Raw genomic sequence first — 21,246 nt, forward strand, 5'->3', positions numbered from 1 at the left:
GGCGCTTCGATGGGGGCGTGCTCAGCGCTCGGCTGCCCGTGTGGCCCCAGCAGGTGCTCACGCGTGAGATAATGGCTGGCAATGTCTCCTCGCAGTCTGAAACCACCGGTGCCGGCGTCGACCGACCCCTCGATGATTCGCAACTTCTGCATCATCGCGCACATCGACCACGGCAAGTCGACGCTTGCCGACCGCATGCTCCAGGTCACCGGCACGGTGTCCGATCGCGACATGCGTGCCCAGTATCTTGACAACATGGATATCGAGCGCGAGCGCGGTATCACCATTAAGTCCCAGGCAGTGCGCATGCACTGGCAGTCTGAGGGCGGCGAGTACGCCCTGAACATGATTGACACGCCGGGCCACGTCGATTTCTCGTACGAGGTCTCGCGCTCGCTCGCGGCGTGCGAGGGCGCGATCTTGCTCGTCGACGCGGCGCAGGGCATTGAGGCGCAGACCCTCGCGAACCTCTACCTCGCGATGGAGAATGATCTCGAGATCATTCCCGTGCTCAACAAGATCGACCTGCCAGCTGCCGACCCCGAGCGGGTGGCGCGCGAGATCACCGACCTCATCGGCGGCATCCCCGACGACATTCTCAAGGTCTCGGGCAAGACCGGCGCGGGTGTTGAGGAGCTGCTCGACGTAGTCGTCGCGCGCATTCCGGCGCCTGTCGGCCAGACCGAGGCCCCGGCACGCGCGATGATCTTCGACTCCGTCTACGACCCGTACCGCGGCGTGGTGACCTACGTGCGAATGGTCGACGGCAAGCTGTCGCCGCGCGAGAAGGTGCAGATGATGTCGACGGGCGCCGAGTACGAGGCGCTCGAGATCGGCGTCTCATCGCCCGGCCCGACCCCGACGAAGGGGCTCGCTGTCGGTGAGGTCGGCTACCTCATCACGGGCGTGAAAGACGTGCGCCAGTCAAAGGTTGGCGACACGGTCACGACGAAGCTTCGCGGCGCCGAAGAAGCCCTCCCCGGCTACACCGACCCGAAGCCGATGGTGTTCTCGGGGCTCTACCCGCTCGACGGCTCCGACTACCCGGTGCTGCGCGAGGCGCTCGACAAGCTCAAGCTCTCTGACGCGGCGCTCCAGTACGAGCCGGAGACGTCGGTCGCTCTCGGCTTCGGCTTCCGCTGCGGCTTCCTGGGCCTGCTGCACCTCGAGATCATCACCGAGCGACTGCGGCGCGAGTTCGACCTTGACCTCATTACTACCGCCCCCAGTGTGATCTACGAGGTCACGAAGGAAGACGGCACCGAGGTTACCGTGACGAACCCGTCTGAGTACCCCGACGGCAAGATCGCGAGCGTGAGCGAGCCCATGGTGCGCGCGGCGATCCTTGCGCCAAAGGACTACGTCGGCGCCATTATGGAGCTGTGCCAGTCGCGCCGCGGGAGCCTGCTCGGCATGGAGTACCTCGGTGAGCGCGTCGAGCTGCGCTACAACATTCCGATGGGCGAGATCGTCTTCGACTTCTTCGACCACCTGAAGAGCCGCACCCAGGGCTACGCGAGCCTCGACTACGAGCCGAGCGGCCAGCAAGAGGCCGACCTGGTGAAGGTCGACATTCTGCTGCAGGGCGAGGCTGTCGACGCGTTCAGCGCGATCGTGCACCGAGACAACGCCTACGCCTACGGCACGATGATGACCGAGCGCCTGCGCAAGCTCATTCCGCGCCAGCAGTTCGAGGTGCCCATTCAGGCCGCGATCGGCGCCCGCGTGATCGCGCGCGAGAACATTCGCGCGATTCGCAAAGACGTGCTCGCGAAGTGCTACGGCGGCGACATCAGCCGCAAGCGCAAGCTGCTTGAAAAGCAGAAGGAGGGCAAGAAGCGCATGAAGATGGTGGGCCGCGTTGAGGTGCCACAGGAAGCGTTTATTGCCGCGCTCTCTGGCGACGTTGAGGGTAAGGAATCGTCGAAGAAGTGAACGCACCCCGCAGATCAAGCTATACACGCATGCCCGTCGCCTACGCGGCGATCGGAGCGTCTGGCGCGCCAGATCTCATGCGATTTCCGCCGGCCGGGAGCACCCCGTACGAGGAGGCCGTGCAGCTCGGCAGCGGCCAAGAGCGCTTTCTCACCGCTGCGAATCTCCTCATGACCTGGGGGGCCCATCGCGCAGCGGGTGTTGTGGTCGACGAGATCGAGCGCGGCGAGGCCGAAGAATACCTCGGCGTGCAGTTCTCCGAGGGGGGCACCCCCGAACTCGGCGAGGCACCCGAGCAGCTCTTCAGCCCCGAGGGCGAGGCCTACATTCTCCCGGGAACGACCGCGACGCTCACGATTGCGGGGGGGCAGCGCCGGCCCATTCTGGTGATCTCGACCGTCGAGGAGCCGCAGCGGCTTGGCTTCGCCTGGGGCGACCGCGAGGAGGTTCCCGGGTTCGGCGAGCAGCTCATTACCGTTGAGCAGCGTGCAGACGGCACCGTTTGGGCCGTCGCGCGCGGGTTCACATTTCTGACAAGCTCTGGCCTGCTCGCCGGCCGCAAGCAGCGTTCGGAGCTTCGCGATGTCGTCGAGCTCGCACAGGCCTTCGTGGCCGCGCTGACCCCTGGCGCCGCGATCCGCACCGGCGTTGTGCCGGCGGCGAGCGACGCGGCGGGCGGCGACGCGGGCGACGGGGCCGGCGACCCGGTACCGACGGCGCTGGCAGCGCCGGCCCCCGACTCCGACTCCGCCTCCGACCCCGCCTCCGACTCCGCCTCCGACGCAGGCGACAAGCCCCAGGGGGCCTGACCATGCCGAGCGTGCTCCCCGACGGCGAGCCCGCGCCGGCAGACGGGGCGTTGCCCGCGAGCGTGCTCGAAGGCGCGGTAGATCGCGCCTTCGGCGTGTACGTGCACGTGCCTTACTGCCGCGTGCGCTGCGGGTATTGCGACTTCAACACGTACACTGCGAGCGAGCTCGGCGGGGGTGCGAGCCAGGCTGGCTACGCCTCTGAGGCCGCGACTGAGCTGAGTTTCGGGGCGGGCGTGATGCGCGCTGCCGGGCTGCCCGAGCGGCCGGTGTCTACGGTGTTCTTTGGCGGGGGCACGCCCACCCTGCTGCCCGCAAGCGATCTTGCCCTCATGCTTGCCCGGGTGCGCGACGAGTGGGGCTTAGCGCCAGGCGCCGAGATCACCACCGAGGCGAACCCCGATTCGGTCGATGAGGCCTACCTCGAGACCCTCGCTGAGGCGGGGTTCACGCGCGTCAGCTTTGGCATGCAGTCTGCCGTGCCGCACGTGCTCCACACGCTCGACCGCACCCACACGCCTGAGCGCGTGCCGGTCGTCGTTGCAGCCGCGCGTGCCGTCGGCCTGCAGGTGAGCCTCGACCTGATCTACGGCACGCCGGGGGAGTCGCTCGCCGATTGGGAGCGCTCGCTCGACGCCGCGCTCGAAAATGCCCCAGACCACCTGTCGGCCTACGCCCTGATCGTCGAGGCTGGCACGAAGCTCGCCGGGCAGATTCGCCGCGGCCAGGTCGCCGAGCCAGACGACGACCTGCACGCTGAGATGTACGAGCTGCTCGACGCGCGCCTCGCAGCGGCCGGCTACGACTGGTACGAGATCAGCAACTGGTCGCGCACCGCCGACACGCGCTCGCGGCATAACCTGTCGTACTGGACTGGCGAGGATTGGTGGGGCGCGGGCCCGGGCGCGCACAGCCACATGGGTGGGCTGCGCTGGTGGAACGTGAAGCACCCGCGCGCCTACGCTGAGCGCATGTCGCAGGGGCTGTCGCCTGCGCACGCCCGCGAGACGCTCACCGACGAGGCCCGCCACAGTGAGCGCGTGCTGCTCGAGACGCGCATCAAAGACGGCTTCCCGATCGCCGCTCTCAGCGAACACGGCCGGGCCGCCATCGCTGGCCTCATCGGCGACGGGCTGATCGATGGCCGCGCGGCGCTTGGCGTCGCGGGGGCCGAGCCGCGCGTCGTTCCGACGCTTCGCGGTCGGCTGCTAGCGGACACGGTCGTCGCGAAACTGCTCGAGTAGTAGACTGGCACTCAGATTGTTCGAGTGCCAGTTCGAGTGCGAGAGGGGGTGCGCGATGATCTCGGAGCGCAGCCTCGCCGTGCTACACGCGATCGTGGGCGACTACGTCGCCCTGAACGAGCCAGTCGGGTCGAAGTCAATCGTCGAGCGGCACGCTTTCGGCGTCTCGGCGGCGACGATACGCAACGACATGGCGCTGCTCGAAGACGATGAGCTCATCGCCCAGACACATACGTCGTCGGGCAGGGTGCCGACCGACAAGGGCTACCGGCTCTACGTCGACACGCTCGCAAAACTGCGGCCAATGACCCAGGCGCAGCGCACGGCGATCGAGCGATTTCTTGGGGAGTCGAGCGACCTCGACGATGTGATGGCCCGCACAGTGCGGCTGCTCTCGCAGCTCACCAACCAGGTCGCGGTGGTACAGTACCCGTCGCTGCGCTCGGTCGCGGTGCGCCACATCGACCTCGTCGCGCTCGGCGAGAATCGGGTGCTGTGCGTGCTCATTCTGGGCAACGGCGTTGTCGAGCAGCACACCGCGACGCTGCCTGCCAATCGAGCGAGCGAGCAGTGGCTGAACACCGCGCGCGAGCGCATTGCGACCGCGGTTGTCGGGCAAGATATCGACGCGGCGGATCGAGGGGTCGCCGAGCTCGTCAGCTCGGTGAGCGAGTGGATCGGGCCCGCAGACACCGAGCTCGCGCTCAGCGTGCTTTCGGCGGTGTCGCAGCAATTGCAGGCCAATCGCAGCGATCGGATCGCGGTTGCGGGCGCGGCGAACCTCACGCGGCCTGGCGAGTTCGCCGGCTCCCTTCCCACCGTGCTCGAGGCGATCGAGGAGCAGGTGACCCTGCTCAGACTGTTCGGCGAGCTCGTACAAGACGAGCGCGAGATCGCCGCGTCGATCGGGCGCGAAAACGAGGCCTACGGCCTCTCGGATGCGTCGATCATCGCGACGAGCTACGAGCAGCTCGGCGCGTCTAGGCTCGGCGTGCTTGGCCCGCTGCGCATGGATTACGCCGGGAATATCCAGGCAGTGCGCGCCGTTGCGAGATACCTGAACCGGCTGCTCAGCGAAGACCGCTGAGCCCCTCCAGCACAACGTTTCATACTCACCAACGACACCTAGGAGTTCAACTGTGGCGGATCACTACGAGACGCTCGGCGTTTCTCGCGAAGCGAGCCTCGAAGAGATCAAGAAGGCGTATCGCAAGCTGGCCCGCCAGCTGCACCCCGACGTGAACCCGAGCGAGGAGGCCGCTGAGCGCTTCAAGAGCGTCACGCACGCCTACGACGTGCTCAGCGACACCGAGCAGCGCCAGCGCTACGACATGGGTGGCGGCCAGGGCGGCGCAGGTGGCTTTGGAGACATCTTCGAGACCTTCTTCGGCGGCGGTTTCGGCGGCGGCTCGCGCGGCCCGCGCACGCGCGAGGAGCGCGGCGAAGACGCGCTCATTCGCGTCGACGTGAAGCTCGAGGAGGTGGTGTTTGGCGTGCAGCGCGATGTCACCGTGAACACCGCCGTGCTCTGCAACACCTGCGGCGGCAACGGGTGCCAGCCCGGCACCCACCCCGTGACCTGCGACGTCTGCCGCGGCCAGGGCCAGGTGCAGCGCGAGGTGCGCTCGCTGTTCGGCAACGTCGTGACGATGCACCCGTGCGGCAGCTGCCAGGGCTACGGCACGATTATCGAGAACGCGTGCGTCGAGTGCGCGGGCAAGGGCAGGCTGCGCGAGCGTCGCACGCTGCAGGTCGACATTCCCTCTGGCATCGACACCGGCACCCGCATGCAGATGCGCGGCGGCGGCGAGGTGGGGCCGTTTGGTGGGCCAAACGGTGACCTATTCATCGAATTTCGCGTCGAGCACGACGACACGTTCAGCCGCGACGGCAACGACCTGCTCAGCACGATGCAGGTGTCGATGACCGACGCGATTCTCGGCACCGAGGTTGAGGTCGAGTCGCTCGACGGCTCGGTGAAGGTCGAGATTCCCGCCGGCACGCAGTCGGGCGATCTCGTCTCGGTGCGGGGCCGCGGCATTCAGGGCCTGCGCTCGACGTCGCGCGGCGACCTCAAGATCGCGATGCAGGTGGCGACGCCGACGAAGCTCTCGCACAAGGAGAAGTCGCTCGTCGAGCAGCTCGCGAAGCTGCGCAAAGACGAGGCGCCGCACTTCGGCGAGTTCAAGCAGAGCTTCTTCGGCAAGCTGCGCGACCGCTTCTTCGGGTAATCGTGGCGAACCTTTACTTCGACGAGTCGCTCGCGGGCACCTCGGTCGGCGAACTCGTCACCGTCTCCGGTGACGAGGGCAGGCACGCGGTGCGCGTGAGCCGGCTGCGCCTTGGCGAGCAGACGATCGTTGGCAACGGCCGCGGCCTGCTCGCCTACGGGGCCGTAGAAGCACTCGGCAAAGACAGCTTCGGGATCCGCGTAGAAAGCGTCGAAGAGCTGCCGCGACCCGCACGGCGCACCGTGCTCGTGCAGGCGCTCGCGAAGGGCGACCGCGACGAGCGGGCGGTTGAGCAGGCGACCGAGTTCGGCGTCGACGCGATCATTCCCTGGCAGGCGGAGCGCTCCGTCTCGCGCTGGGCCGGCGAGAAGGCCGAGAAAGGCGTGCAGAAGTGGGCGCGCATCGCGCGCGAGGCGGCAAAGCAGTCGATGCGGGGGTGGATCCCCGAGGTGCTGCCGCCCGCGACGACCGCGCAGCTCGCCGGGCTCGACGGGCACCTGATCGTGCTGCACCCGCGCGGCGAGCAGCGGCTGAGCGCCTGGCGCCCAAGCGACGACCGCGATGTGTTTCTGGTGGTCGGCCCCGAGGGCGGGCTGAGCGACGCAGAGCTCGCCGCGCTTGCTGGGGCGGGCGCGGCAAGTTCGGGTGACACAGGTGCTGCCGCGGCTCCCAGTGCCGGCGATCGCGTGATCGCGCTGCTCGGCGATGACGTGCTGCGCACCTCGTCTGCCGGGCCCGCCGCGCTTGCCGTGCTCAACGCCACGCTGGGGCGCTGGTGAGGGCCGTGCGTTCGCGCGGAGAGATTGCCGCGCTGCGATCGCGGCGGCTTCGGTAGACTGGCACCATGGCTGAAGAGACCGTATTTGGCAAGATCGTTTCCGGCGAGATTCCCGCGAAGCTGCTCGCAGAGACCGAGCGCGTCATCGCGTTCCCCGACATCAACCCGCAGGCCCCGGTGCACATCCTCGTGATTCCGAAGTCTACCGAGTACGCCGATGTGACCGAGCTCGCCGCGGGCGACCCCGAGCTGCTCGCCGAGATGGTGGCCGTTGCCAAGCAGCTCGCGGCCGAGCACGCCAACGGCGAGTACCGGCTCATCTTCAACAACGGTGCGTCGGCAGGGCAGACGGTGTTCCATGTGCACGCTCACGTGATCGCAAACCTTGAGGAGCGTTCCCTCCTTGGGTTCTGAACCAGACTCACCTGTCGACGCGGCAGCGGCGGGCGACGCGGCGCAGCTTGCTGACGCTGGCCCCTCCGCCAGACCCGAGCCGCAGCTCGAGCGCACGGTGACGCTCACCGGTGTCGAGCTGTCGTCGTTTCTCGGCTTTCGCGACCAGCTGCTTGCCGACCTGGAGTCGCAGCACCCCGGTGTCGCCTTCAACGCCCGCAACGACGTGCTCTCGATTCGCGGCGAGACGAGCGCGGTGCGCGCCGCCGAGGAGCTCGTGCGCGAGATTCTCGAACTCGCCAGGCGCAGCGGCACCGTGTCGAGCACCGACGTGCGGTCGATCGCGAAGATGGTGCGCGACGGCAACGGCCCGCGAGCGGCGATCACACTGAGCGAACCGATCGTCACCGTGCGCGGCAACTCGGTTCGGCCGCAGACGCAGGGCCAGCGCGAGTACGTCGACGCGATCGAGCGCAACACCATCGTGTTCGGGCTCGGCCCCGCCGGCACCGGTAAAACCTACCTGGCGATGGCCAAGGCGGTGCAGGCGTTGCAGCGCCGCGAGGTGTCGAAGATCGTGCTCACGCGGCCCGCGGTCGAGGCAGGGGAGCGGCTCGGGTATCTGCCAGGCAGCCTCGAAGACAAGATCGACCCCTACCTCAGGCCGCTGTTCGACGCCGTCGGCTCGATGATGGATCAAGACCTCGTGCCGAAGCTCCTCGCAAACGGCACGATCGAGGTTGCCCCGCTCGCCTATATGCGAGGCCGAACGCTCAACGAGGCGTTCGTGATTCTCGACGAGGCGCAGAACACGACGCCCGAACAGATGAAGATGTTTCTCACCAGGCTCGGCTACGGCTCGAAGATGGTGGTGACGGGCGACATGACTCAGGTCGACCTGCCGGTGAAGCAGAGCGGCCTGCGCGTCGTGAGCGGTATTTTGCGGGGTGTCGACGACATTCATTTCTCCGAGCTCAGCGCCGACGACATCGTGCGGCACAGCCTCGTCGGCCGCATAGTCGATGCCTACGCGGCGTACGATGAGCGCGGCGCGACCCTCACCGCAGAGGCGCGCAGCGCCGGCGGTACGCGGAGCGCCGGCACCACGCCGAGCGCCGGCACCACGCGGGGCGCCGGCACCACACACAGCACTCACAGCACTGAAGGGAAGCGCGACCGATGAGCGTCGAGATCAACAACGAATCAGGGGTCGCCGTCGGCGAGGATCGGCTGCAGCGACTCGTGAGCTTCGTGCTCGAGTCGATGTACGTGCACCCCGACACCGAGCTCAGCCTGATGTTTGTCGACGAGGCCGCCATCGAACAGCTGCACGTGCAGTGGATGGACGAGCCGGGAGCTACCGATGTGCTGAGCTTTCCGATGGACGAGCTGCGCCCGGGCCGGCCCGACGCCCCGGCGCCCGCAGGTCTGCTCGGCGACATCGTGGTCTGCCCGCAGATCGCGATGATTCAGGCAGACAACGCGGGGCACTCGCTCGAACAGGAGCTCACCGTGCTCGTCACCCACGGCATGCTGCACCTGCTCGGGTTCGACCACGGTACCCCCGACGAGGAGGCCGAGATGTTCGGCCTGCAGCGGGATCTTGTGCTCTCGTTCAGCACCCGAGAACGGTGAGCTCTATGAGCGACGAAGACCTGCCTCCGCTCTTCGAGCGGGCGAGCACCGCTGTGCGGCGCATCGCCGAGCGAGTGGCGCTCGGGCGCGGCCGCGTGCGCGACGAGCAGCAGCTGCTCTCGATGGTCGACCAGGCGACCGAGCTCGACCTGCTCGAGGAGGGCGACCGCGACTACATTCACTCGATTGTAGAGTTCGGCGACACGCTCGTGCGCGAGGTCATGGTGCCGCGCACCGACATGGTCACGGTCGACTCCGACGTCTCGATTCGCGATGCGCTCGAGCAACTGCTTAACTCGCGCCACTCTCGCGTGCCGGTGATCGGCGACGACGTCGACGAGGTGCTCGGGGTCGTGTACCTGCGAGATGCCTCGAGCTTCGTGCTGCGCCGGCCAGAGGAGGCGGAGGAGTCCCCGGCCACGCGCATCATGAAGCCAGCGATGTTTGTGCCCGAGGTGCAGCGCGCAGACAAGCTGCTGCGCCGAATGCAGCAGGAGTCGAACCACCTCGCGCTCGTCGTCGACGAGTACGGCGGCATCTCGGGGCTCGTGACGCTCGAAGATCTCATCGAGGAGGTCATCGGTGACATCGCCGATGAGCACGACCGCGAGGCCCCGGAGGTCATCGAGGAGGCCCCCGGCCTCTTCCTCGTGAGCGCAATGCTGCCGATCGACGACCTCGGCGAGCTCTTCGAGATCGAGCTCGACGACGAGGAGGTCGACACCGTCGGCGGGCTGTTCGCGAAGTGGCTCGGCAGGCTCCCCGAGGTGGGCGACCGCGTGACGGGAGAGGGCATCGAGCTCGAGGCAATCGACACCGAACGTCGACGCAAGCGACTAATTACCGCGCGGGCACGCGCGATCACTGACGAGGGAGCCCCAGGCGAGGCCCCCGACCGCACAACGAATGAGGACACAGCATGAACGGCTCCAGCACCGAACCCCAGGCCGGCGCAGCCGGCGACTTTCGCGCGGGGTTTGTCTCGTTCGTTGGCCGACCCAACGTGGGCAAGTCGACGCTCACGAACGCGCTCGTTGGCGAGAAGATCGCCATCACCAGCCCGAAGCCGCAGACCACCCGCCGCGCGATTCGCGGCATTGCGCACAGGCCAGATGGCCAGCTGATCATCGTCGACACCCCGGGGATCCACCGCCCGCGAACGCTGCTGGGTGAGCGCCTCAATGCGCTCGTCGAATCGATGCTCGGCGACGTCGACGTGATCGGTTTCTGCGTTCCAGCGAACGAGAAGCTCGGCCCGGGCGACCGCTTCATCAACGACCGCCTGAACGATTTCCCTCGCGCGAAGAAGGTCGCGATTCTCACGAAGGTCGATGAGGCCTCCAAGAGCGAGATCTTCGACCAACTGCTGCTGCTCGGCGAGCTGCGCGAGTGGGATGCGGTCGTGCCGATCTCGTCGGTGACCCGCGAGCAACTCGACATTCTCAGCGACGAATTGCTCGCGCTCATGCCGGTCTCGCCGCCGCTCTACGACGACGAGGCCTCGACAGATGAGACCGAAGACGACCGCATCGCCGAGCTGATTCGCGAGGCCGCGCTGCGTGAGGCGCGCGAGGAGTTGCCGCACTCGCTCGCCGTCACCGTCGACGATCGTGAGGAGCGGGAGGCAGAGGAAGAGGGCGAGCTCGGTCTGCTCGAGCTCTATGCGTCGCTGTACGTCGAGCGCGACAGTCAGAAGGGCATCGTGATCGGCAAGGGTGGCTCGCGGTTACGTCAGATTGGCGAGGATGCGCGGCGCGAGATCGAGGCGCTGCTCGGGCGCAGGGTGTACCTGTCGCTGCGCGTGAAGGTGATGAAGGAGTGGCAGCGCGACCCGAAGGCGCTCGGGCGCCTGGGGTTCTAGCCCAGCGCCGGGTGAAATCGCGCTGAACGGGCCGGGTGTCGCGGCACGAATCTTTCACATCGCTATGCGTTTGCTTCTAGTATTGCTGGCATGACTACTGCAAATACCCCGATGGACGAAGCCCTCGCAGCCGTTTTCTCCGGCACAACCTCGCTGTTTATGCTGGCGCTGTACGTGGTGGTCGCCATCGCAGCCTGGAAGATGTTCACGAAGGCCGGCTACCCTGGCATCCTCGCCTTCATTCCGATCGTGAACCTCATTCTCATCGTGAAGATCGCCGGCTACTCGGGGTGGATGTCGTTGCTCTACCTTATTCCCGTCGTTGGCTTCATCTTCGCCATCTTCGTGGCTGTGCGGCTCGGCGCAAACTTCGGCAAGGGCGGCGCGTTCTCCGTCTTCTGGCTGTGGCTGTTCCCAATGATCGGGTACTTCATCATTGGGCTCGGTGACGCCCGCTACGTGCCCCGGCAGCACTAGGGGTGCGGGGGCGGCCTGGGGCGAGGCGCTAGCGGCCGTGGGTGAACCCGCCGCCACCCCCGCCACCGACGTAGCCGCCGCCGCTGCTGCCGCTGCTACCGCTGTAGGAGCCAAACGACGCGCCGCCAGAATACGTGCTGAACCGAGACGCGCTGGCGAGCGCTCCCGTGTAGCGGGTCATCGAACTCGACAGCGAGCCGAACCGTGAGTGGTTGAGCTCCGGGTACCAGGGGGCCGAATACTGGGGGTTCGCCTCGTAGCGCACACGCAGCACCTCTGACCACTCGCGCTCGAGCTTGAACAGCATCGCGTATGGCAGCAGCTTCTCGTAGAGCTCGATGACATTGAGCTCGCCGACCTGGCGCCGCTCGGCCCCAGAGTAAGACTGCAGCACGCGCAGCCGATCGGCCTCTGCCACGCGAATAAAAAGCTCCACCCCCGCGAGCCACTCGGCAACCTCGGCGCCGCTCGGGGTGCACACGAGGTGGCGCTTCATCGCATAAAACGTGGGAGTGATCGCGACGGCGCTGATCAGAACCGCAAGGGCGGGCGCGCCGGGCCCGCGCACCCCAAACGTGACCCACCCGAGCACGAAGCCGAGCACCGCGAGCACGAGCACCGAGAATCCCAACCAGGCGGAGCCACGCAGGCGATCCTTCGTGAGATACCCGCGGTGCACGGCCTCGGCGCCGCCCGCGCGCTCGAGCGCCGCAACGCCCGACGCGAACGGCGTGCTGCGCTGCGGCACGACAATCGCCGACCCGGGGGCTGCGCCTGGCACGAATGTCTGCAGCGCCTGGTGGTCGAGCGGGTCGCGCACTCGGTTCGGGTCAAGCACCCGAATCACGGGCTGCGGCGCGCCGCCCTGCAGCGCGGAGGGGCCGTCTTCGAGCCGCGTGACGCCGTTCACCGCGAGGTGCACGATCTGGGCCGGGCCAGCCGGCGCAGCGCTTCGCCCGATGAGCGGAGCGGCGATGAGCGGTGGAAGGTGTGCTGGAACGTCGTACTGGGGAACGATGGTGCCGCGAGCGACGCGCCGCCGCTGCCGCTCGGAGCGCACGACGAACGGAATTGCGATGCCCCCGGCAGCGGCGAGCCCCGAGACAATCAGGGGGAGCGCTTGGAGGGTGAAGCTGGGGCGGCGGTTCGGCGGCTGCGCAAAGGCTCCGGGGGTGAGCCCGACCGCGAGCGTCACGCCGTGATCGCGCGAGAGCTCCATCGGAGCGATGGTGATTGGCGCATCGGGGGTGCCTGTGCCCGTGAACGAGCATCGCGCCCCGCCAAGAAACAGGCCCGAATAGCAGGCGATGTTGCCGTCGAGCGCGGTCGCGGTTTCTGGGGAGAACGTGACCTCCGCCGTGAAGCTGTCGATGCGTGGGCCGTGGTCGGTGCCCATGAGATCCCAGTACAGTTCGTCGCCGGGGCCGTCGTCGACGGGAAGTATGACGTCTGAGAGCGTGTACCCCAGCACATACGTTTGCTCGCCGTGCACGTAGTTCGCATCGCCGATGCCGACGAGTCTCGCACCCTGTGCGTCGCTCACCCTGAACGGCACCGCGCGGCCGGCCTCGTCGGTGACTGAAAAGTCGCGGGGGTCGGTGCTCCACCCCGCGTAATCGATGGGAATGCCGCGCACGATGCCGCGGTTGACGTCGGAGTCGGGAAACTGCGCCGTGATCGTCTCGGTGACCCGGGCGACCGATCGGCCCGCCGCGTCGGCGCTCACGCTCAGCTCGACGTGCCAGGCGGAGTAGTAGTAGTCGTCAACGCTCGCCGCCGCGGGTGGCGGATCCGCGGCTCGAAGCGGCACCGTGCCAGGAGGGGCAAACAGCGCCCCAAACGCCACCACACCGGCGATGAGGCCGAGACCGAGCGCACGCGCGGCGCGGCGTCGGAGCGAACGCGCGGCACCAACCGGGTTCAGGCCGCCCACGTCACCGCCCACCCGAGAAACCGCCGCCGCCGCCACCACCAGCGAAGCCCCCTCCGGTCGAACCGCCCGCGCTCGAGGAGGTGTAGCTCACCGCGCTCGACAGCGACTCGGTGTAGCGGGAGAGCGTGCTTGGCAGAGCGGCGATGCCGTGGGCTGCAAGGCCCGGGTACCAGTACGGTACGTACCCGGGCTCCATGCTGTAGCGCGTTTCGAGCGCCCGCGTCCACTCCGACTCGAGCTTGAACAGCATCGCGTAGGGCAGCAGCCTCTCATACAGGTGAATCACGGCTAGGCCGTCGACCTCGCGCCGCTCGGCGCCCGATGCCGACTGCAGCACCCGAATTCGGTCGGCCTCGGCAACCTCGATGAACATGCGCACCCCAGCGAGGTACTCCCTGGCATCGGCGCCCGCCTGAGTGTGCACGGTGTGCCGGGCCAGAGCGAACGCGCCGGCCGCGCCGAGGAGAAAGCCGACGCTCACGAAGAGGAACGGGAGGGCTGGGCCGCGAAACACGAACCCGACGATCCCGAAGCCAATGAGCACGATGCCGAGCGCGAGCGTGGCGATGCCGAGCGGCCGCGCGCTGGGAGCTGAGGCCCGCTCGAGGTAGCCGCGATCCTTCGCTGCCTGCGCGCCCGCCGCCGTGAGCGCGGTCATCGCCTCGGCGAACTCGGTGCTCTTCTGCGGTAGTGTGCGGGCGTCGCCAGCGACGCCCCCGGGCACCAGGGTCTCGAGCGCGCGGCGGTCAAGCGCATCGACGGCCCGGCTCGGGTCGACGACGCGAACCACCTGCGTCGGCTTCGAGCGGCCGCTGAGCTTGCCGATCTTCTCGCCGTCTTCGAGCCTGGTCACGCCGTTCACCGCGAGGTGCACGATCTGGGCCGGGGCCGGCGACTCGAGCGCGCCGCCCGCGAGCGACGCAGCGAGCAGCGGTGGGAGCTCCCTTGGCACGTCGTACTGCGGCACGACGACCCCGCGCGCGGTGCGCTTGGCGCGTTTGAAGCGCCCGACGAGCACGCTGCTCGTCACTCCGGTGGCGAGGCCAGCTGCGCCAATGAACATGGGCGCGAAGTCGAGCGCGAAGTTTGGCAGTCGCTGAGCGGGCTGCGCGATCGTGCCGGGCGCGAGGCCGACCGCAACGGTTACGCCCTGCTGCCGCTCCAGGCCGAGGCCGCGGAGCACGAGGGGGTCGGCCTCGCTGCCCGCGCCCTCGAGCGAGCACTCTGCGGTGCTCTGCGGCGCTCCCCAGTAGCATCGGGCATCGCCCGTCAGCGCTGGAGCGAGCTCCGGTGAGAACGAGACCTCTGCGCTGAAGTCTCCCACCGGCTGTAGGTGCTCGAAGTCCATGATGTCCCAGTAGAACTCGTCGGCCGCGCCGTCGTCGCGCGAGAGCACCACGTTCGACATGGTGTAGCTGATCACGTAGGTCTGCAGGCCGTGCACGAAACTGTCGTCGCCGACGAGCACGATGCGAAAGCCGTCTTCGTCTTCGACCTCGAACGGTACGGGCACCCCCGCTGCGTCGGTCACGGTGAAGTCGCGCGGGTTGGTGCTAGCGCCCTGGTAATCGATGGGAATGCCCCGCACAATGCCGCGGTTTTGGTCTGACTCCGGGAATCGGGGTGCCACGGTTTCGGTGACGTTGGCGACGGCGGTGCCGGCCGCATCGACGTCGATCTCGTAGGCGACGTGCCACGTTTCGTAGCTGAAGTCTTCGGTGTCGGCGTGGGCCGCAGGGGCGCTTGCCCCGTGCACGCCGAGCGTCGCAGCAATCAGGGCACAAGAGGCGAGCGCGAGCGAAGCGATTCTGGGGAGTTTTCGCATATCTTCGAGATTACGCTAAACTTGCCGCATGCTGTTCGGCTCGCTTCTTCTTAGCTGCCGCGACGAGTCCTCGACTTCGAACTAATTCAGTCTCAGGCCTTCCTCGTCGCGGTGTTTGTGTTTGGCTGAGCGAACGTTACGAAGAAGGAACACGTTATGAAGAACATGCAGCAGCCCTCCGGTATGCCGACTCACCGCTACCGCCCGTACACCGAGATCATTCCCGTCGACCTGCCAGACCGCACCTGGCCGACGAAGCAGATCACCCAGGCGCCGCGGTGGTGCGCCGTTGACCTGCGCGACGGCAATCAGGCACTCATCGACCCGATGAGCCCGGAGCGCAAGCGCGTGATGTTCGACCTGCTCGTGCAGATGGGCTACAAAGAGATCGAGGTGGGCTTCCCCTCGGCCAGCCAGACCGACTTTGACTTCGTGCGCCAGCTCATCGAAGAGAACGCCATTCCCGACGACGTCACGATTCAGGTGCTCACGCAGGCCCGCGAGCACCTCATCACGCGCACGTATGAATCGCTCATCGGCGCGAAGCAGGCGATCGTGCACCTGTACAACTCGACGTCGATTCTGCAGCGCGACGTCGTGTTCCGCTCCGATCGCGAGGGCATCAAGCAGATCGCCGTCGAGGGTGCGAAGCTGTGCAAGGCGGCCGAGCCGATCGCCGCGGGCACCGAGATCTACTACGAGTACTCGCCCGAGTCGTACACGGGCACCGAGCTCGAGTATGCGGTCGAGGTCTGCAATGCCGTGCTCGAGGTGTTCGTGCCGACTCCCGAGCGCAAGGTCATCATCAATCTGCCCGCGACCGTCGAGATGGCGACACCGAACGTCTACGCCGACTCGATCGAGTGGATGGGCCGTCACCTCAACCACCGCGAGAACGTGATCTTGTCGCTGCACCCCCACAACGACCGCGGCACGGGGGTCGCGGCCGCCGAGCTCGGCTACATGGCCGGCGCCGACCGCATTGAGGGGTGCCTGTTCGGTAACGGCGAGCGCACGGGCAACGTCGACCTCGTGACCCTCGGCATCAACATGTTCACGCAGGGCATCGACCCGCAGATCGATTTCTCGCGCCTAGATGAGGTGCGCCGCACCGCGGAGTACTGCAATCAGCTGCGTGTGCCCGAGCGCAGCCCGTGGGCCGGCGATCTCGTCTACACCGCCTTCTCAGGGTCGCACCAAGACGCGATCAAGAAGGGCTTCGAGCGCATGCAGGCCGACGCAGACGAGGCTGGAGTCTCGATCGACGAGGTCGAGTGGGCGGTGCCGTACCTGCCCGTCGACCCGAAAGATCTCGGTCGCTCGTACGAGGCCGTTATTCGCGTGAATTCGCAGTCGGGCAAGGGCGGTGTCGCATACCTCTTGAAGACCGACCACTCGCTTGATTTGCCCCGCAGGCTGCAGATCGAGTTCAGTGCGGTCGTGCAGGGCGTCACCGATTCCGAGGGTGGCGAAGTGTCGAGCGACGCGATCTGGTCGATCTTCCAAGACGAATACCTTCCCTCCGTCGGCGCTGACGGCGCCGAGCGCTGGGGTCGCTACGAGCTGTTCCGCACCTCGTCGGTGAGCGCTGGCGACGGAGTGACCAACCTCACCGTTGAGTTCCGCGACGGCGACGAACAGCGCGAGGAGACGTCGAAGGGCAACGGCCCGGTCGACGCGTTCATCAATAACCTGAACGCCTCGGGGCACCAGGTGACGCTCTTCGACTACGTCGAGCACGCCATGAGTGGCGGCGGCGACGCGGTGGCAGCTGCCTACGTCGACCTCGAGGTCGACGGCCAGCGACTGTGGGGCGTCGGCATCGACCCAGACACGAGCCGCGCGACGCTCAAGGCGATCGTGTCGGCGGTGAACCGGTCGGTGCGCAACGCGGTTGTCGAGCGCGAGCAGGTCTCTGCGTAGCGTCACGGGCGCCCGTCGAGACGGTATGCAAGCGCCGCGCCACATCACAAGTTCGCACATATGTTCGAATTTGTGGTGTGGCGCGGCGGTGTTTTGGGGTGTTGCGCCCTAGGCTTAGCGTGTGATTGCTTCGTTGCGCGGTGAGGTGTTGGCCTCCGGGGTCGGTTGGGTTGTGCTCGGCGTCGGCGGTGTCGGCATGCGGGTCGAGGTGCCGGGCGGCCGAATGCCACGGCCGGCGGTCGGTGAACAGCTGTTTCTGCACACCTCGCTCATCGTTCGCGAAGACTCGCTCACGCTCTACGGCTTCGAGACCGAGGCCGAGCTCTGGGTGTTCGGCGTGCTGATCGGCGTCTCCGGGGTGGGGCCGCGGTCGGGGCTCGGCGTGCTCTCCGAGCTCTCGCCCGCAGAGATCGCGCGCGCTGTTGCCGCCGAAGATGACAAGCCGTTTCGCAAGGTCTCTGGCATCGGGCCGAAAACGGCGAAGCTCATCACGGTGTCACTTGCCGGCAAGCTGAGCTCGCTCGAGCTCGCCGACGACGCGGCTGCAGACCCCGGCGCGGTCGCGCCGCACGATGCGCTCACAGACGCGGTAACCGAGGGGCTGCAGGGCCTCGGCTGGGGTGAGGGTGAGGCTCGGCAGGCCGTGATCGACGCGCGAGACGCCGGCGCAGAGATGACGAACGCTCAGCTGCTGCGCGCCGCGCTCACGCTGCTGCAGCGAGGGCGCAGATGAGCCCCGCGGCTGGCCCGCAGCAGGCGGGGGAGCTGTCGCCGCAGGCGCTGCCCACCGAGGTGGGCTACGAGGGGGCCCTGAGGCCTGGCTCGCTCGCAGAGTTTGTCGGCCAGGAAAAGGTGCGCGAACAGCTTGGCCTGCTGCTCGGCGCGGCGCAGATCGAGGGGAGAACGCCAGATCACATTCTGCTTGCAGGCCCCCCTGGGCTCGGCAAGACGACGCTGTCGATGATCGTCGCGACCGAGCTTGGCGTGCCGCTGCAGCAGACCTCTGGCCCCGCGATTCAGCACGCCGGCGATCTCGCCGCTGTGCTCTCGGGGCTCACGCCAGGTGAGGTGCTCTTTATCGACGAGATTCATCGCATGGCGCGCAGCGCAGAGGAGATGCTGTACCTCGCGATGGAAGACTTCAAGATCGACATCATGGTCGGCAAGGGCGCAGGCGCGACGTCGGTGCCGCTCGAGCTGTCGCCGTTTACCCTCGTCGGCGCGACCACCAGGGCTGGTCTGCTGCCGAACCCGCTGCGTGATCGCTTCGGCTTTACGGCCCACCTCGAGTACTACGCGAACTCGGAGCTCGAGGGCGTGCTGAGCCGCGCGGCCGGGCTGCTCGACTTTCCGCTGCACGACGCGGGTGTTGTCGAGATAGCCGGGCGATCGCGCGGCACTCCGCGCATCGCCAACCGGCTGCTCAGGCGCGTGCGCGACTACACGCTAGTGCACGGCACGCAGCCCGACGAGCGGTCAGTGCGAGCCGCGCTGTCGCTCTACGACGTTGATGAGCACGGCCTCGATCGGCTCGATCGCGAGGTGCTGCGCATTATTGTGGAGCGGTTTGCCGGCGGGCCAGTCGGGCTCTCGACGCTCGCTGCCTCGGTTGGTGAGGAGGCCGAGACGATCGAGTCGGTTGTCGAGCCGTTCTTGATGCGCGCCGGGCTCATCGCCAGGTCGCCTCGCGGGCGGATCGCGACGACGCTTGGTTGGTCGCATCTGGGTATTGCCCCACCATCTTCTGACTCGTAGCGACGCGTGCAGCAAACACCGCTAGACTTGTGCGGTCCGCGCGTGTTCAAGGGCGCGCTCCACTACTTTGAAAGGGTCACCGCCTCATGGATCCGATGACACTCATTATGCTCGGCCTCGTTGCCGTGCTTATCTTCTTCATGTTCCGCAACAGCAAGAAGCGCCAGGCGCAGATGGCAGAGATGCAGAACAACATGCAGCCTGGTGCAGAGGTGATGTTGCAGTCGGGCATCTTCGGCACCATTCTTGCCGTCGATGACGAAGAGAACCGAGTGACCGTCCAGAGCGGCACCAGCACCCTCGTGGTGCACCGCAACGCTATCGGTCAGGTCGTGACCCCGGCAGATGCTCCCGTCGTCGACGACGAGCCTGGCGCGCTCGCACCAGACGATGACCCCGAGTTCGGTGAGCGCTTCACCTCGGCAGAAGAGAAGCCGGCAGCCGCAGACGAGCTTGCTGCAGAGGCCACCGACGCCGCCGTCGACGTTGACGGCGCGGCGACCTCCGAGAAGAGCGAAGACAAGAACTCCGACAAGGAGTAATTACCCGCTGGCGCGGTTTCCCGCGCCGCTACACTGAAAGCGAGACAGCTGTCTTGGCGAAACCATCAGTCGCGCCTGCGGTGAAGAGCGCCCGTCGCTCGCTCATCTTCTTGCTGGCGATCATCGTCGGCCTGACGGGCCTTATTACCCTTGGGGTGTATCGCAGCGATGCGACGTGGACCCCGAAACTCGCGCTCGACCTGCAGGGCGGCACGCAGATTCTGCTGGCGGCAAACCAAAATGACGGCAAGGCCGTCACCGGTGAGCAGCTCGACCAGGCAGTGTCGATTCTTCGCCAGCGCGTGAACGCTTCGGGCGTCTCCGAGGCAGAGATTACGACGCAGGGCAGTAACCACATTTCGGTTGCGATTCCCGGCAAGGTCGATGACGAGACCCTCCAGCGCATTCAGGCCTCGGCCGCGCTCGACTTCCGTGGCGTGTTCGTTGAGGCACCGGCCGAGGCCGGCGCCGCAACTCCCGAAGACGGCGCTGCCGTCGAGGGTGATACCCCGGCAGCGGATGCGAGCGCAGACGATGCGGCCGCGGAGGATGCAGCTGCAGAGAATGCGGCCGCGGAGGATGCAGCGTCGGAGGAGGCGGCCGCGGAGGATGCTGCCGCAGACGACGCTGCGACGCAAGAGCCGGCCGGCGATCTCTACCCCGACCCGCTGCCGAAAGACCCGGCAGATCAGGCCTGGCTGACGCCGGCGCTGCTGCAGGAGTTCGCGGAGTTCACCTGCACCGCAGACAGCGCGCTCGAGGTCGCGAATGCTCCGGCCGACAAACCGCTGATTACCTGCGACGAGACCGGGCTCCTCAAGTACATCCTCGGCCCGGTCGAGCTGACGGGCGATGTCATCACTGACGCCGTCTCGCAGCAGCAGGCCATGCCGAATGGTGGCGGCACCACCGGGTTGTGGGAGGTCGCGATCACCATGAACAAGGAGGGCGCGAAGTCGTTTGGCAAGGTGAGCACCAGGCTCTTCGGCCAGCAGCCTCCGCTCAACCAGTTTGCCTTCGTGCTCGACGGCAAGGTGATCTCGGCGCCGACGATGAACGCGCAGATTCTCGACGGGCGCCCAGCGATCTCGGGCAACTTCACCAAGGATTCGTCGAAGGTGCTCGCAGACCAGCTCAAGTTCGGCGCGCTCCCCATGAGCTTCACCGTGCAGAGCCAGGAAGACATCTCCTCGACGCTCGGCTCGAACCAGCTCCTTGGCGGGCTCATCGCAGGCCTCATCGGGCTCGGGCTCGTCGTCGTCTACTCGCTGTTCCAGTACCGCCTGCTCGGCACGCTGACGATCGCGTCGCTCGGCATCGCCGCGATTCTGACGTATCTGCTGCTCACGTTCTTCTCGTGGCGCCAGGGCTACCGATTGTCGCTTGCTGGCGTCGCCGGCATTATTGTGGCCATCGGCTTCACGGCCGACTCGTTCATCGTCTACTTTGAGCGCATTCGCGACCAGCTTCGCGACGGTTTCGGAATCACGGCGGCAGTCGAGGGCGGCTGGAAACGGGCATTCCGAACCGTGCTGGCCTCTGACGGTGTGAACCTGCTCGCGGCGGTCGTGCTGTTCGTGCTCGCGGTCGGCAACGTGAAGGGCTTCGCGTTTACGCTCGGCCTCACGACAATCGTCGACGTGCTCGTTGTCGCGCTGTTCACGCACCCGATGATGACGCTGCTTGCGCGCACCAAGGTGTACTCGGGCGGCTACAAGTTCTCGGGGCTCGACCCACGCCAGCTTGGCGCGGTCTACCAGGGCCGCATGGCCTTCCGTGAGCCCGTCGTGGCAACGAAGGGCAGCGCGAAGAAGGTCGCAAAGAGTCGTGGCGAGGCAGAGCGACGCCAGACCATCGCCGAGCGCAAGGCAGCCGAGGTTGCCGGCGCAGGAAAGGAGAGCTGAG

Annotated in this window: 19 protein-coding genes; 17 read left to right on the forward strand and 2 right to left on the reverse strand. The window is 67.0% G+C overall.

Annotated features, from left to right (window positions below; translation table 11 throughout):
* Window positions 1–81: 81 nt before the first annotated feature.
* The 12 genes from lepA to ABD115_RS06085 all read left to right on the forward strand — a co-directional run bounded on the left by lepA (window position 82) and on the right by ABD115_RS06085 (window position 11,363).
* Window positions 82–1,935 carry a translation elongation factor 4 gene (gene lepA, locus ABD115_RS06030; protein WP_343959230.1) on the forward strand — a complete coding sequence of 618 codons (1,854 nt, stop codon included), beginning with the start codon at window positions 82–84 and terminating at the stop codon, window positions 1,933–1,935.
* The gene (locus ABD115_RS06035) at window positions 1,932–2,744 is read left to right on the forward strand and encodes a DUF1990 family protein (protein WP_343959232.1); all 813 of its coding nucleotides are present in this window, start codon (window positions 1,932–1,934) and stop codon (window positions 2,742–2,744) included. The genes lepA and ABD115_RS06035 overlap by 4 nt, the downstream gene beginning before the upstream one ends.
* A gap of 2 nt (window positions 2,745–2,746) precedes the next feature.
* Window positions 2,747–3,988: a radical SAM family heme chaperone HemW gene (gene hemW / locus ABD115_RS06040; protein ID WP_343959234.1), complete on the forward strand. Its 1,242-nt coding sequence runs from the start codon at window positions 2,747–2,749 to the stop codon at window positions 3,986–3,988.
* A gap of 55 nt (window positions 3,989–4,043) precedes the next feature.
* Window positions 4,044–5,075: a heat-inducible transcriptional repressor HrcA gene (hrcA, locus tag ABD115_RS06045; protein WP_343959236.1), complete on the forward strand. Its 1,032-nt coding sequence runs from the start codon at window positions 4,044–4,046 to the stop codon at window positions 5,073–5,075.
* Window positions 5,076–5,127: 52 nt separating this feature from the next.
* Entirely contained in the window at window positions 5,128–6,219 is a 1,092-nt protein-coding gene (gene dnaJ, locus ABD115_RS06050; RefSeq protein WP_343959238.1) for a molecular chaperone DnaJ, read from the forward strand.
* A 2-nt stretch (window positions 6,220–6,221) separates the two neighbouring features.
* Window positions 6,222–6,998, forward strand: a complete 777-nt coding sequence (locus tag ABD115_RS06055; RefSeq protein WP_343959240.1) for a 16S rRNA (uracil(1498)-N(3))-methyltransferase — start codon at window positions 6,222–6,224, stop codon at window positions 6,996–6,998.
* A 65-nt stretch (window positions 6,999–7,063) separates the two neighbouring features.
* On the forward strand, window positions 7,064–7,411 hold the full coding sequence (locus tag ABD115_RS06060) for a histidine triad nucleotide-binding protein (RefSeq protein WP_343959242.1): 348 nt from the start codon (window positions 7,064–7,066) through the stop codon (window positions 7,409–7,411).
* A gap of 97 nt (window positions 7,412–7,508) precedes the next feature.
* Window positions 7,509–8,573: a PhoH family protein gene (locus ABD115_RS06065; protein WP_343959866.1), complete on the forward strand. Its 1,065-nt coding sequence runs from the start codon at window positions 7,509–7,511 to the stop codon at window positions 8,571–8,573.
* Window positions 8,570–9,025: an rRNA maturation RNase YbeY gene (gene ybeY / locus ABD115_RS06070; RefSeq protein ID WP_343959244.1), complete on the forward strand. Its 456-nt coding sequence runs from the start codon at window positions 8,570–8,572 to the stop codon at window positions 9,023–9,025. Before ABD115_RS06065 ends, ybeY begins: the two co-directional genes overlap by 4 nt.
* A gap of 5 nt (window positions 9,026–9,030) precedes the next feature.
* Window positions 9,031–9,948 (forward strand): hemolysin family protein, encoded by a 918-nt coding sequence (locus ABD115_RS06075; protein WP_343959246.1) that lies wholly within the window; start codon window positions 9,031–9,033, stop codon window positions 9,946–9,948.
* A complete protein-coding gene (gene era / locus ABD115_RS06080; RefSeq protein WP_343959249.1) occupies window positions 9,945–10,886 on the forward strand; it encodes a GTPase Era in 942 nt (313 codons plus the stop codon). The genes ABD115_RS06075 and era overlap by 4 nt, the downstream gene beginning before the upstream one ends.
* Window positions 10,887–10,976: 90 nt before the next feature.
* Window positions 10,977–11,363, forward strand: coding sequence for a DUF5684 domain-containing protein (locus ABD115_RS06085; protein WP_343959251.1), 387 nt, complete (start codon window positions 10,977–10,979; stop codon window positions 11,361–11,363).
* Window positions 11,364–11,391: 28 nt separating this feature from the next.
* On the opposite strand, the gene ABD115_RS06090 is transcribed toward ABD115_RS06085, so the two are convergent.
* Together ABD115_RS06090 and ABD115_RS06095 are read right to left on the reverse strand one after the other, a co-directional pair.
* A complete protein-coding gene (locus tag ABD115_RS06090; RefSeq protein ID WP_343959253.1) occupies window positions 11,392–13,308 on the reverse strand; it encodes a DUF2207 domain-containing protein in 1,917 nt (638 codons plus the stop codon).
* Window positions 13,298–15,121 (reverse strand): DUF2207 family protein, encoded by a 1,824-nt coding sequence (locus tag ABD115_RS06095; protein ID WP_343959255.1) that lies wholly within the window; start codon window positions 15,119–15,121, stop codon window positions 13,298–13,300. Before ABD115_RS06095 ends, ABD115_RS06090 begins: the two co-directional genes overlap by 11 nt.
* Window positions 15,122–15,277: 156 nt before the next feature.
* Between ABD115_RS06095 and leuA the strand changes: the two genes are divergently transcribed.
* The 5 genes from leuA (at window position 15,278) to secD (ending at window position 21,245) form a co-directional block, all read left to right on the forward strand.
* A complete protein-coding gene (gene leuA / locus ABD115_RS06100) occupies window positions 15,278–17,044 on the forward strand; it encodes a 2-isopropylmalate synthase (protein ID WP_343959257.1) in 1,767 nt (588 codons plus the stop codon).
* A 121-nt stretch (window positions 17,045–17,165) separates the two neighbouring features.
* On the forward strand, window positions 17,166–17,777 hold the full coding sequence (gene ruvA, locus ABD115_RS06105) for a Holliday junction branch migration protein RuvA (RefSeq protein ID WP_343959259.1): 612 nt from the start codon (window positions 17,166–17,168) through the stop codon (window positions 17,775–17,777).
* Window positions 17,774–18,799, forward strand: coding sequence for a Holliday junction branch migration DNA helicase RuvB (gene ruvB, locus ABD115_RS06110; protein WP_343959261.1), 1,026 nt, complete (start codon window positions 17,774–17,776; stop codon window positions 18,797–18,799). The genes ruvA and ruvB overlap by 4 nt, the downstream gene beginning before the upstream one ends.
* Window positions 18,800–18,885: 86 nt before the next feature.
* Window positions 18,886–19,341 (forward strand): preprotein translocase subunit YajC, encoded by a 456-nt coding sequence (gene yajC / locus ABD115_RS06115; protein WP_343959263.1) that lies wholly within the window; start codon window positions 18,886–18,888, stop codon window positions 19,339–19,341.
* Window positions 19,342–19,394: 53 nt separating this feature from the next.
* On the forward strand, window positions 19,395–21,245 hold the full coding sequence (gene secD / locus ABD115_RS06120; protein WP_343959265.1) for a protein translocase subunit SecD: 1,851 nt from the start codon (window positions 19,395–19,397) through the stop codon (window positions 21,243–21,245).
* Window position 21,246: the final 1 nt, after the last annotated feature.

Source organism: Leucobacter albus, from assembly GCF_039528015.1.
Taxonomy (GTDB): Bacteria; Actinomycetota; Actinomycetes; order Actinomycetales; family Microbacteriaceae; genus Leucobacter; species Leucobacter albus.